This is a genomic window from Paenibacillus sp. Y930 (assembly GCF_056786375.1).
Genome location: NZ_JBXCIX010000001.1, coordinates 75,471 through 87,773, shown reverse-complemented (window position 1 = coordinate 87,773; position 12,303 = coordinate 75,471). Strand labels below are relative to the sequence as shown.

Below are 12,303 nucleotides of genomic sequence, written 5' to 3'. Positions count from 1 at the left end.
ATATTCATTCTCCTTTGATCGTTTTGTTCCAATCTAACGGTCCGATCCGATAGAGATTTTCTTGTTCATGCTGCTGATTAGGGAAACAATTCAACCCGAATCCGTCCGATACAATCATATTTGTCTTATGTGTTGCAGACCATTTGTCGAATAAACGTTGAGAAGAAAGATTGCTAGGAGCAATGGTTGCTTCTACATAACGGATTTCTGAGCTAGCAGCGACTTCCTCTAATAATCTCATTGCAATGCTTTGTCCTCTGTATTGTTCATCAACAGCTATTTGCCAGATGAAGAGCGTATCCTTATTCGACGGTAATCGAAATCCAATCACTGCGCCAATTAACTGACTGTTCTCTGTATCAAATGCAACCTTGCAGCTATCTGAGAACCAATGACTCATAGCTACGTAAAAATACGATGAATTCAAGTCTAGCTTTCTGCTGTCTTTAACCAATGCCCATATTTTTGCACCATCTAAGCTGTTAGGCGAACGAATGTCTAGAGCTGTAACGATAGAGGTATCTTTCATTTGGCACCCGCTGCAACTTGATCATTCATGCCGATGTCCGTGCGTCCTTTCAGGAATCGAGTCAAAAATGCTTGAAGGCGTGGACTTTGAGGATCTTCAAATATTTGCTGGGGTGTCCCTTGCTCAACAATGATACCTCCATCGGTGAAAAGTACGCGATCGGCTATATCCTTCGCAAAATCCATTTCATGAGTAATAAGCATCATTGCCATGTTTCCTTCCGCGGCTATACCTTTTATTACATCCAGCACTTCTTCTACTAACTCAGGATCAAGTGCCGAGGTCACTTCATCAAATAACATAATTTGTGGCTGCATAACAAGCGCTCTTGCTATAGCAACCCTCTGCTTTTGTCCTCCTGACAACTGCACAGGAAAATGCAGAATATGATCTTGCAAACCTACACGACTCAACATTTCCAATGCTTGATGCTCAGCCTTCTCCTTAGGAATCTTATGAACTTGAATAAGTCCTTCCATAACATTGCGCAGTATCGTCATATGTGGGAACAAGTTGAAATGTTGAAAGACCATCCCAATACTACTTCGCACTCGATGTAAGTGCTTTTCATTTGCTGAAACCAATTTCCCATGTTTCTCTTCATGCCAAAGCATTTCACCATTGACCTCAATCGTGCCTGATGAAGGCTTTTCTAACGTCATTAACAGTCGTGCTATTGTCGTTTTTCCAGAACCACTTGGGCCGATAAGAGCAATGACCTCGCCTGGAAGAATATCTAAATCCAATTCTTTAAGGACGGTATGGTCTCCGAATGACTTTGTTACCCTTCGATATTTAACAATTGGTTCACTTATAGTTAACGGAATATTCTGACTCATTTAGCCAATCCACTCCTTTCCTTTTGTTTCATATGACGCTCCACGCCTCTGACTAGAAGGGAAGAGGGATAACTAAGTGCTAAAAATATAACACCTACTAGCGTTAGTGGCTCAAGATAATTGAAAGATTGAGAGCCGAGTTCTTTTGCTGTCATTAGTAGTTCTACTACCGTAATCGCTGACATCGTTGGTATTTCCTTGAACATGATGATCAGATAATTTCCCATCACAGGAATAGTTGGCGGAATAGATTGCGGAAACACAATTCTGAGCCATGTAGTCTTTTTACTAAAATTCAGAGCTTTGGCTGCTTCCCATTGTCCTTTTGGAACAGATTCAATGCCAGATCGATACACTTCTGCTAGATAGGTACTGTAGTGAATACCCAGTCCAACAATACCTGCTACAATTGGTGATAACGTTATTCCAAAAGCCTTTGGCAATACGAAAACCAATACGAATAATTGTATAATGAGTGGTGTATTGCGAATAAATGCAGTTAAGCCTCCAACGGGTAATGTGATCCATTTACTTTTGGATCGTTTTGCTAGAGCGATAGGTAATCCTAGCAGACAAGCAATAATAAATCCAGCAAAAGTAATCGCTAAAGTAATGGGGATGGCTTCTAGTAGCTTTGGTAGAATTGACCATGTATACTCCCAGTCCCACATTATAATCCCCTCCCTACAACGGCTCTGCGTTCCGCAAAACGAATAATGAGCGTTAACAGATAAGACGTTACAAAGTAAAGGATGAGAAGCCAGATAAATATCGCTGTTGTCTGCGACATATCATACGATCGCAGCATCATACCCTGATAAGTTAAATCCATTAATGTAATCAAATAAGCAAGCGAAGTCCCTTTTAATAATTCAATTTGTAGATTTCCAAATCCAGGTAGCATCATTACCCATGCTTGAGGCAAAATTATTCTTCTCATGCGCTGAAAAGGCGTTAAGTTTAGCGCAATTGACGCTTCAATTTGCCCTTTGGGTACAGCGAGTATGGAACTTCTAACTACTTCAGATCCATATGCTCCATAATTTAGCCCTAACGCGATGACAGCAGCACTCATCGCTGACAAATGAATGTCTAGCAGTACTGGTAAGGCAAAGTACATCCAGACGAGCTGTACTAGAAGCGATGTCCCTCGAAATATCTCAACATAAACGGTAGCGAGAATTCGTATTACTCGAAAAGGTGATAATCGGGCAAGTCCTGTAATCAAAGCGATGAACAGCGCGACTGCAATACTGTACACCGTTAAGAGAAGTGTTATTTTAAATCCCTTGAACAAGGTCGGTAATAAATCAAGTGATAAAAAATCCATTACTTTAACAACTCTTCCGTCGTTATGTCACCTGGAAGCTCTTGCTCTGTGAACCCGAATGATTGCAAAATTTCAAGTAATTGTCCTGAATCTTGTAGTTTTTTCAATTCTAAGTTAAAGGCTTCTCTAAAATCGTCATCTTCATGTCTGAAAACAGCTGCCCCATAGCCCCTAACACTTTCTCCATCGATGACGGGCTGTTCGAAGTCCATAACTCTTTCTATCTCATCATCCTTTGCGGACTCCAGCATCGCCTGTAGTGAAGGACCTGTCATCGTGATCGCATCAACACGTCCTGATTGCAACGCAGAAATAGCAGAAGGCTGATCTGGTACCTTTACAATTTGAGATTCCTCGACCCCTACACTTTCAAGATAACCCACTTCAATTGCACCGACCATAACAGCTACTTTTGCATTAGGATTCGCTTTAATATCTTCATAGCTATGCAGGTCCAACGGGTTGCCCGCTAATACTGCAATAGCTTCTCCGATACTATATTCTGGGTTAGCAAAGGCAACCTGTTCAGCGCGTTCTTTTGTAATGAACATTCCTGCAGTGATTAGATCAAATCGATCAGCATTCAAGCCTGGTATAAGTGATCCAAATTCTGTTAGAACACCGTCCATTTGTTCAATACCAAGATTAGATAAGATTGTGCGAGCAATTTCAACTGCTTCCCCTGTTATTGTTCCATCAGGTGTTGAATACGCATAAGGTCTCTCGTTGGCAAATCCAACCGTTATGGACCCCTCTCGTTGAGCTTTGGCTAATGTCGTTTCAGAATTCGTGCTTTTTGTCTGATCGGATTCAGTCTCCTCATTGTTGCCACATCCAATTAGTAACAAGCAAAATAACATCAGGCAAAGTCCAGCGTGAATATACTTTCTCATTTCCTCGTACTCCCTTCGATTTGATTAACACGGTTATAAGCGTAACATAGTTATCCAATTAAGCTCACCCCCGATAATAGACGCTCTCAGCGGCTCACCTGCCCTAAGCAAGGATGAGGAAAGTTGACCTGCCCCTTCCAGCTTTTTCCTGCCAATTCCTCCCTTATGCTCCCCTATTGAAAAATCAGATAAATCGCTTCCTATTAAGCAAATGAAAGAAAATAAAAGAAAACATTAATTTTTATTAATAAAATGGTGTTAAATGAGGGTATTTTGCCATTTTTCGCCGAGAAACGACAAAAAGATGAGCTGATACTGCTCCGGTTTGTATAGTGGAATTACTAAGGCATACAACAAGAACATCATAAAAAGAATATGACTATAAATTAATAGACCGGCACAATCACTATATAGTGATTGTGCCGGTCTATTAATTTGAAAAGGTTTTACTTAAGCAGGTGGAATACTTTGAGGGTTGTTAAATACATTGTTCGGATCATATTTCGCTTTTACTTTACGCAATCTAGCATAATTCTTCCCATAATAAACCGGTCCAGCATTTTTAATTCCTTGGTCTGGCACATTAATATAGGAACCTACGATATAGGGTTGAAGTTTTCGACGTGTTTGTCGAACTAATGCTATATTTTTAGCAGCATTCGATTGCTTAGTCCATGAGCTATTCCACTCCACATAAAATTTCGCTTTTCGCCAGTAGAATGCAGTAGCGGTAGGTGATACGCGACTCACTGCACCCCCCCAATTGAGGAAGTAGAAACCAGCAGTAGTATTCCCTTCCGCCTTTTCTAAAAACTCACGCATCGCTTTTATAGCCTTTTTAGTAAATGGACGTCGACCAAAACCACTTGAGAACTGGTTGCTGAATCTTTGAGTAAGCACTGGATCAGGAGCTAACATAAAATCTAACACTTTGGTATAAGGTAGTAAGCGAACAATCTTTTGTGTAGGGGTTCCGATCTTTATTATAGGCTCTAATAGACGAAGTGCTTCCCTTTTTGACCCAAGGTATAGCCCTAACATCGTAACATTGCCGCCAACTTTAGGACCGATGGACAGTTCACTACCTAATTTGTTATTAACGGACGGAGCCCATTTTTGCCAGACTCTGAGTACCTTTTCAAATTGATTCCATGGCCAAGTGATCTGAAATACGGTTGCTTTCTCTGGAGCTCGTCGTACTTTAAACTTGTATTTCGTATAAACGCCGAAGTTACCGCCGCCGCCTCCACGAGATGCCCATAGAAGATCGTTGTTTCTTTTTCTGCTAGCATGAATGACTCTGCCTTTGGCATCAACCATTTCGACTTCTAGTAGATTATCACTAATGAGTCCTGTTGTCCGCTGAACCGGACCAATTCCGCCCCCGAGTGTAATGCCACCGATTCCTACTGAAGGGCTGTCTCCAAAAGGTGCCATATAGCCTCGTTTGGCTAACGTATAAACGATTTCTCCCACATTATTTCCTGTTTCTACAACAGCAGTTCCATGCTTTTTATTTAATTTTATGCTCTTCATTTGACTTACATCGATGACTAGTCCGCCGTCAACCTGTGAAAGATTGCTTTCCAGAGCATGTCTTCCACTTCTTGGTCGAATAGGAACACTATTTTTTCGTGCCCACCTTATAGCATTTACTACATCTTTAGTACATTTAGCAAATACAAATACTTTCGGATATCGGTCCGTATGTGGATCCCAGTTTCTACGTGCAGCTTCATAACCGCGTTCTCCTTTAAATATTACTCGACCAGTAAGTCTAAGTTTCGAATTCACACATTCATCTCCTCATGAGTAAATGACCAATTTGCATATTATTAAAATACACATGTATCACATTCTATGAGGAATGCTTGTATAGAGTATGGGCGTAAAATATATTTGAACTTACAGGTCCTTCTAAATTTTTATAATTAATTTCTTTTATTTAAAAAATCTACATATTTTTTAAATAAAATGGTAAATATAAATTAGTGATGATTTTGAAAAGATTTCACGCATAAATCATCACTAATTTTAGATATAGCCTTGAAAGGCGGTCTTATTTAGCATGGATAAAGGAAAAGTTAAACTATGGACAAACCAATATTTAATTATTATATTATTGTCTTTAGTAATGTTCTCTTCTTTTTATATGATTACAGCAGGTTTCCCAATTTTTGTATCGACCATTAGCGATAATCCTGCGATTGCAGGAATCATGACGACGACCTTAATGTTAGCCTCATTAATTACGCGCTTCTTTGCAAGTATAATTATCCAAAAAGTTAATATGAAATTACTCCTTATTATTTCCCTCCTTTATTTTTTGGGCACAATCGGACTTACTTTTTTAAACAATTCCGTCGGATTTTTAATATTTATTAGAGCATTACAAGGTATTGGATTTTGTATGCTTACGAGTTTAGTCTTTACGATATCAAGTAATATTGTTCCTAAATCTAGGTTAGGTGAAGGCATTGTTTTTTTCGCAATGTCTACAAGCGTTGGGACAACTTTGGGACCACTAATAGCTATTTCTTATCTTACAAAATATTCATTCCGGTCGATGATGATGTTAACACTGAGTCTTATGTTTTTTTCATTTGTGTGTAGTTTTTTTACGAAAAATACGGTTAAAAAAGAAGCAGAAAGACCACAGGAGTCAACTAAAGAACCTTTCTATAAGTACATGTTCGATAAGCGTGTCCTTCTCCCATGTATTTTGGTATCGTTCAATTATATGGCAATTGCAGGAATTGTTAACTTTATGGGGGCGTTTGGTAAAGAGATCAATGTTGGTGGTAGTATTTCACAGTTTTTCATCGCGCAAGGGATTGCAATGGTATCAATTCGGGCTTTCTCCGGTAAAATTTTTGATAAATTCGGTCACAGAATCCTTATTATTCCAGGTTCTATTTCAGGGGCTGGAGGTTTGATCATATTAGGGTTCTCTTCTAGTATGGGGCTGGTTTTGTTATCAGGGGTATTATTCGGAATAGCTTTTGCCATAATTCATCCAATTATCCAAGCTTGGGCATTAACTCTTGTTGAACCCGAGAAAAAAGCAACAGTCAATTCTATGCTTCTTATTTTTATAGATTTTGGTCTGGCCATTGGATCAGTAGGACTTGGAATTTTAGCAAAGAGTGTTGGGTACGGCATGACTTTTAGTTATTCTTCCGTTTTTATGATTGTTATTTTGTTATTGTATCTAATTGGGAGCAAGAAAAGGGTAACATTTATAGCTAATAAGGAAAAATGATCCTGAACGAACCACCTTTACAATACTACCTCTAATGTAACAGGATGACCCTTTTGTTATAATTTCATTCACGAACGAAGTTGGACACTAAGAGAGTATATGTATGGACGACAAAAAGACGGCACTAATGCCGTCTACATTCGATATGACTAGTTCACCATTTATTTGGTCCTTCATTCATCGTCATTTGAATCGATATCACTCTCTTTAGAATTTATCATTAATGTTACTGCTGAGCACGGACTTATGGCAGGATTGCTATTGCTACTAACGCCGTACAACAAGTTATTTCGTGTCAAATACTGGTGGTGGATTAAATCGTTCATTAATGTGATCTTCTATGTAAATACCTGGAGCAATATTGTAAAAAGTCAATTGTGGAATTTGGTGGAATCGCAGTTTGAGTCGATCGGTTACTACAGACCATTGTCTAAAGGGTTTAATTACGATGGTGATAAAAGGTTTGCTAATGATTTGTTGTAGCTAAGTTACCAATGATTGTGGAACTGAATGAGGTTCGCTAGCTTGAGTGAAAGAAGCTATATTAATGCATACCATCTCCACCTTTCAAGTATGTACATGACTTGGACTAGCTAATATAAATTATACGTACCACTTAGTTAAAAGGAATATTTTGTGATTCGGGTACATTCCGTTTACTTAGTGACCATATAACTACTGGAATAAGAAGCAGTGCAAGTCCACCTCCAACAAATGAAAGGGTTGCAAAACTTGAGTGTGCTACAACCATACCGGATAGAGCTCCACCTGCTGCCCCAGCTAATGCAATTAACACATCAATAGTTCCCTGAGTTTTGGCACGGGTTGTTGGATCAGTTGCATCTACAATGATTGCGGTACCGCTAATTAAGCCGAAATTCCAACCAATTCCCAGCAATGAAAGTGCAACAATCAGTACCATTATCGAATCTGGAGGAGCCATTGCAGCTACAATACCTGCAAAAAATAGAACTACTCCTGAAGCAATTGACATGGTAATACGACCAATCTTGTCTACTAAAATTCCTGTTATAAGTGAGGGTAAATACATCGAACCTATATGGATGCCGATAACTAGTCCTATGTCTCCTAGACTATGACCATGATGTTTCATATGTATCGGCGTCATCGTCATAATCGCGACCATGACGATTTGTGTCAATACCATTACTGTTGCTCCTACAACGAGTCCTCTGTTGTTATTATGCATTTTTTTATTGTCGAATGCCGGCGCACGCTGTGCAGTTTTCTTTGCTAGTTCTCTTGCTACAAGCAATGGATCGGGACGGAGAAAAATCAATAAAATCAAACCTGCCAAGATGAATGCCGAAGCAGCTAAAAGAAACGGACCAGTAAGTGCTGGAAAACCAATTACCGTGGCAAATCGCCCCGTAACTTCAACCGTATTTGGACCAGCAACTGCTCCGAATGTAGTCGATACCATCGCAATACTAATCGCTTTGGCGCGCTGGTTAGGCATTGCCAAATCTGTTCCTGCATATCGCGCTTGCAAGTTCGCTGCCGTTCCTGCTCCATAGATAAGCAGCGATACGAACAATAGCATTATACTATTCAATTGCGCTGCGATTACGACACCGATCGCTCCAAGGCCACCTACTAAAAATCCACCGGCAAGCCCGAACCGTCGCCCATGCCGTTGTGAAAGTCGTCCCACTAGCAAAGAAGCCACAGCAGAGCCAAAGGTAAGTAATGCGGTTGGTATACCTGCATAGCTTTCCGACCCCAACATATCCTGAACAAGTAATGCACCTACCGTAACCCCGGCAGCTAATCCCGCTCCTCCAAAAATTTGTGAAAGGACTATTATGAGTAACGATCTTTTATATAGCTTCCGTTGCATATCTGCGGTATCGAGGGAAATACGATTACTACTATTTATTGTACGCTCGGGTTCCTGCGTCATCACTTAGAACCACCTTTCTAGATACAATTAAGCTCTTACCATTTACGTTCTAACTTCATTATAACAGCTTATCTACATGGTTAAAGTCAATCTTTGTAGCCGAATAATTTCAAACACTTCACAACCAGTGAACGACAAAAAGACGACATTTCTGCCGTCTTCAATTTACGAAAAATTGCTGAATAAGTATTTCTCTCTTCTCTATCTCTTTACATCGATTGTGCACAACTCTCTTTCGCAAAATGATGTTGCTTCATGTATAATTAACACTAGTGTAATGGATACGGACAGTTCGTGAGCAAAGTTTTGGAGTGATATGATGAATAAGAAGCAGCAACAAACAACTCGAACAAAAAAACGTCATACAACATTCCTGCTAAGCTGGCGCCCAAAATTGTACCAAGGCTAGTATACGCAGAATTAAGTCCGGCTACATAACCCTGGTCTTCACCCGCTAATTTGGACAAGAATGTTCCTGCTGCAGGTCGTAAAAGATCACATGCTGCGAATATAACAATAGTAACTATTAGTAGTAACCAGAAGCTATTGACTAGCAGAATAGCAAGAATACTTATTCCCGCAATTGCCCCGACTGTCATAATCAGTACGATATCTTTCGGGCCAGAATTATGCCCAACATCCAAAAATAGTCCGAAGACTGTTTCAAAGTTTGAAAGAGCAAACCCAAGAACAAGTAATACAATTAGTGCCAAGAAATATGGTGCTTTCATCGAACTCATCAATTGCTGCGGATACAAAACCCATCCTCCAAGTATCCAATCGAATATGTTTTTCTAATCTGAATATTACGGATAGACAGTAATAACAAGATATAATTATTATAGAACAAACGTTCAGTATAAATCAATAAAAATGGACACACCACTAAGGAATGTGTCCATTGCTCAAATAGTTTCTGTTTAAACTACATTGTAATTTGGATAGTAAGTTTTTCTTGCTCATAATGAATAAAGATATCCCCTTGATACTTCATCGTTACTCTTCTTATTATACCTAAGCCATTTCCTCTTAACCCATCATTATTCACTTTTGAAGTATATCCATTTTGAAATAGGCTCTTATACTCCTTGCTGGAAAGCAGAGTAGGATTTTCGACAGTGAATATATACTTTTCACCAATCGTCTTACAAATAACGCTTATTATCTTGGGTTCCGTACCTGTATATACTTCAACAGCTTCAATGGCATTATCTAATAGATTGGAGAGGATTTTGACAACATCCATAGATTCAATTCGACTGAAATTACTTTGGTCTACTTCCAATTGAATATGTATATCTTTGGATTGAGCCAGTTCCCATTTGCTTTGCAATATGACCATCAATGCTGGATTTTGAATCCGAAGGGATACATCTAATGCTTTTGAGTCAACAGTAAGCTGTTTTAGATACTCTCCAGCTTTTTCATATTGTTTCAAATAAATCAGTCCATTAAGAACTTGAATATGATTCATGAGATCGTGTCGGCTTGATTTTAGCGTACCTACTATTTTACCTAGCTCGGATATATACATTTTTTCAATTTCTCTTTGATCCTGTTGTAATTTGTGTTTATACCATTTATGTAATAGGTACACAGCGATGATCAGTACGATAGCAAATAATATATCAATGAAGAAAGTAATTTTATTATTTATTACTACTTGATGGCTGACTTGCTCTAGCTCCTTGGCGTCTATATCAATGCCAACAACACCTAAAATTTCGCCATGATCGTCATAAAATGGAACACCAACCGAGAAATATGAAGTGTTATGTTCACCATCTAGTATTTTTGTGAAGTACTCCTGCCCGTTCTTGGCTTGTATAATCTGAAATTCAGGAACAGTACATACTGCTCCAATTGGTATTTCAGCTATACCATCTGGAATTGCTGCTATCATCACTTTTGATATATTACTTTCATCTAATAATAAAATGTAAGTAAAAAGTGAATTTATTTTCTTGTGATACAGTTCCAAATACTGTTTTATTTGTACTCGATTTAGATCGTCTTCGTGCGGATTTTCTAAAAACTGTTCATAAGCTTTTTTATCTAATTCATCTGCAATATTATTTGCGATTTTAATGTAATGTTTTGCCAAAGTAATTCGCGCTGAATTTTCGGTTGAATAGTATGAAATAAGTAATTTTGAACCTGTCAGAATGCTCAATATAACAATGGAGATAAGCATAAAAATAATAATTCTTTTAGTGGGATACTTTATTCTAAGTTTCAATGTTCAGTTCCTATTCCGTTGATATATTATGTGTTTGCTATTTTATTATATAGATAGTTGAGAAAAAAATGTATACATAATTTAGGAAAACCGAATAAGATAATATTTTATTAGCTTATTAGAAAATTTATATAGTTGCATGATTATTATAATTCGAACTCTATATTGTCATAATGAGTCATCCTTCCATCCCCTGTCAATAATTTAATAGACCCAGAACGGTTCTGGAGCTTTATTGCCAGAGCACCAGAAGCAACAAACTTTCTTGTGTGGCTTTATTCAGATTACGGTACAGTTAAGAGTTTTCGTCACATTCGAGGTCAGAACGAGTTGCTAACCAAATTCAAATGCTTCAACAAGGATAATTGTAATTACATGATAATAAAAACACTCCCAAAGTTAGATTGTAGTCTCTAACTTTGAGAGTGCTGCACCTAAGGGAACCCCTTCTACTTCCACCACGTATCGAATATCGTTACAGGTAGCTCTCTTTTGTGAGCTGTTGTCATGTAACGCTCACGAATTTGGTGATCGGTGGTTTCAGAAATCGGCTGATTGGTAAGGAATTGATCAATTATGTCATAACTTATTCCAAGTTCAGATTCATCTAGTTGTTGTGGCTTATCGTCTAACAAATCTGCTGTAGCTGGCTTTTCATAAACAATCTTTTCTGCACCTAATGCTTGTAGAAGCATTCTTACTTGCGATTTAACTAAGCCGCTCAAAGGCAAGATATCTGCACCGCCGTCTCCGTATTTCGTGAAAAATCCTGTGACAGCCTCGGCAGCATGATCTGAGCCAATGACTAGCATGTTTTTTTCTCCTGCAATGGCGTATTGCGTAAGCATTCTAACCCGTGCCTTTATATTACCTTTATGAAAATCTGAAATAGCGTTCCCTACACTCTGCTCATAGGTTTCCGTAAGTTCATCTACCCCAGCCGCAATATTGAACGTCACATTTTCCGTCGGCTTGATAAAGGCAAGTGCTCTTTGGGCGTCCTCTTCATCCTTTTGTCCCCCATAAGGCAGGCGAACAGCGATAAACTTTTTGTTATCACCACGCTCGTTCATTTGATCTATGGCAAGCTGTGCGAGCTTTCCGGCGAGTGTTGAATCTGCCCCTCCGCTAATGCCTAGCACGAATCCATTTGTGTTTGTTTTCACACTGTACTCTACTAAGAAATTAACGCGCTTTTGAATTTCAGCTTGTATATCAATAGTTGGACTGACATGGAGATCCGTAATAATTTCTTCTTTAGTTTTCAAATCTTTTCTCTCCCCTATC

General features: G+C 38.8%; 12 protein-coding genes and 1 pseudogene. 3 read left to right on the top strand and 10 right to left on the bottom strand.

Going from position 1 to position 12,303, the window contains the following annotated elements; genetic code table 11:
• Positions 1 to 4 precede the first annotated feature (4 nt).
• From ectA to AC1TO5_RS00480, 6 genes are all read right to left on the bottom strand, one after another.
• Entirely contained in the window at positions 5 to 529 is a 525-nt protein-coding gene (gene ectA / locus AC1TO5_RS00505) for a diaminobutyrate acetyltransferase (protein WP_482060833.1), read from the bottom strand.
• Positions 526 to 1,368 carry an ectoine/hydroxyectoine ABC transporter ATP-binding protein EhuA gene (gene ehuA, locus AC1TO5_RS00500; RefSeq protein WP_482060832.1) on the bottom strand — a complete coding sequence of 281 codons (843 nt, stop codon included), beginning with the start codon at positions 1,366 to 1,368 and terminating at the stop codon, positions 526 to 528. Before ehuA ends, ectA begins: the two co-directional genes overlap by 4 nt.
• Complete coding sequence (gene ehuD, locus AC1TO5_RS00495) at positions 1,365 to 2,039, bottom strand: ectoine/hydroxyectoine ABC transporter permease subunit EhuD (protein WP_482060831.1); 675 nt, start codon at positions 2,037 to 2,039, stop codon at positions 1,365 to 1,367. The genes ehuA and ehuD overlap by 4 nt, the downstream gene beginning before the upstream one ends.
• On the bottom strand, positions 2,039 to 2,698 hold the full coding sequence (ehuC, locus tag AC1TO5_RS00490) for an ectoine/hydroxyectoine ABC transporter permease subunit EhuC (protein WP_482060830.1): 660 nt from the start codon (positions 2,696 to 2,698) through the stop codon (positions 2,039 to 2,041). The genes ehuD and ehuC overlap by 1 nt, the downstream gene beginning before the upstream one ends.
• Positions 2,698 to 3,591, bottom strand: a complete 894-nt coding sequence (gene ehuB / locus AC1TO5_RS00485; RefSeq protein ID WP_482060829.1) for an ectoine/hydroxyectoine ABC transporter substrate-binding protein EhuB — start codon at positions 3,589 to 3,591, stop codon at positions 2,698 to 2,700. The genes ehuC and ehuB overlap by 1 nt, the downstream gene beginning before the upstream one ends.
• Before the next feature lie 450 nt (positions 3,592 to 4,041).
• The gene (locus tag AC1TO5_RS00480) at positions 4,042 to 5,385 is read right to left on the bottom strand and encodes an FAD-binding oxidoreductase (protein ID WP_482060828.1); all 1,344 of its coding nucleotides are present in this window, start codon (positions 5,383 to 5,385) and stop codon (positions 4,042 to 4,044) included.
• Positions 5,386 to 5,659: 274 nt separating this feature from the next.
• Here AC1TO5_RS00480 and AC1TO5_RS00475 point away from each other — a divergent pair, with 274 nt between their 5' ends.
• Both AC1TO5_RS00475 and AC1TO5_RS00470 read left to right on the top strand, forming a co-directional pair.
• Complete coding sequence (locus AC1TO5_RS00475; RefSeq protein ID WP_482060827.1) at positions 5,660 to 6,853, top strand: MFS transporter; 1,194 nt, start codon at positions 5,660 to 5,662, stop codon at positions 6,851 to 6,853.
• Between the two features lie 246 nt (positions 6,854 to 7,099).
• On the top strand, positions 7,100 to 7,336 hold the full coding sequence (locus tag AC1TO5_RS00470) for a hypothetical protein (RefSeq protein ID WP_482060826.1): 237 nt from the start codon (positions 7,100 to 7,102) through the stop codon (positions 7,334 to 7,336).
• A gap of 133 nt (positions 7,337 to 7,469) precedes the next feature.
• On the opposite strand, the gene AC1TO5_RS00465 is transcribed toward AC1TO5_RS00470, so the two are convergent.
• From AC1TO5_RS00465 to AC1TO5_RS00455, 3 genes are all read right to left on the bottom strand, one after another.
• Positions 7,470 to 8,714, bottom strand: coding sequence for an MFS transporter (locus AC1TO5_RS00465; protein WP_482061786.1), 1,245 nt, complete (start codon positions 8,712 to 8,714; stop codon positions 7,470 to 7,472).
• Positions 8,715 to 9,046: 332 nt separating this feature from the next.
• Entirely contained in the window at positions 9,047 to 9,535 is a 489-nt protein-coding gene (locus tag AC1TO5_RS00460; protein WP_482060825.1) for a hypothetical protein, read from the bottom strand.
• A gap of 167 nt (positions 9,536 to 9,702) precedes the next feature.
• Complete coding sequence (locus AC1TO5_RS00455; protein ID WP_482060824.1) at positions 9,703 to 11,016, bottom strand: Spo0B domain-containing protein; 1,314 nt, start codon at positions 11,014 to 11,016, stop codon at positions 9,703 to 9,705.
• A 183-nt stretch (positions 11,017 to 11,199) separates the two neighbouring features.
• Between AC1TO5_RS00455 and AC1TO5_RS00450 the strand changes: the two are divergent.
• Positions 11,200 to 11,433: pseudogene (locus AC1TO5_RS00450) on the top strand (catalase); the annotation flags it as partial.
• A gap of 32 nt (positions 11,434 to 11,465) precedes the next feature.
• On the opposite strand, the gene nadE reads toward AC1TO5_RS00450, so the two are convergent.
• Positions 11,466 to 12,284: an ammonia-dependent NAD(+) synthetase gene (gene nadE / locus AC1TO5_RS00445; RefSeq protein WP_482060823.1), complete on the bottom strand. Its 819-nt coding sequence runs from the start codon at positions 12,282 to 12,284 to the stop codon at positions 11,466 to 11,468.
• Positions 12,285 to 12,303 lie beyond the last annotated feature (19 nt).

Bases quoted from the DNA above. Each gene is read 5' to 3' on its own strand.
- ectA (WP_482060833.1), bottom strand. From the start codon at position 529: ATGAAAGATACCTCTATCGTTACAGCTCTAGACATTCGTTCGCCTAAC.
- ehuA (WP_482060832.1), bottom strand. From the start codon at position 1,368: ATGAGTCAGAATATTCCGTTAACTATAAGTGAACCAATTGTTAAATAT.
- ehuD (WP_482060831.1), bottom strand. From the start codon at position 2,039: ATGTGGGACTGGGAGTATACATGGTCAATTCTACCAAAGCTACTAGAA.
- ehuC (WP_482060830.1), bottom strand. From the start codon at position 2,698: ATGGATTTTTTATCACTTGATTTATTACCGACCTTGTTCAAGGGATTT.
- ehuB (WP_482060829.1), bottom strand. From the start codon at position 3,591: ATGAGAAAGTATATTCACGCTGGACTTTGCCTGATGTTATTTTGCTTG.
- AC1TO5_RS00475 (WP_482060827.1), top strand. From the start codon at position 5,660: ATGGATAAAGGAAAAGTTAAACTATGGACAAACCAATATTTAATTATT.
- AC1TO5_RS00470 (WP_482060826.1), top strand. From the start codon at position 7,100: ATGGCAGGATTGCTATTGCTACTAACGCCGTACAACAAGTTATTTCGT.
- AC1TO5_RS00465 (WP_482061786.1), bottom strand. From the start codon at position 8,714: ATGCAACGGAAGCTATATAAAAGATCGTTACTCATAATAGTCCTTTCA.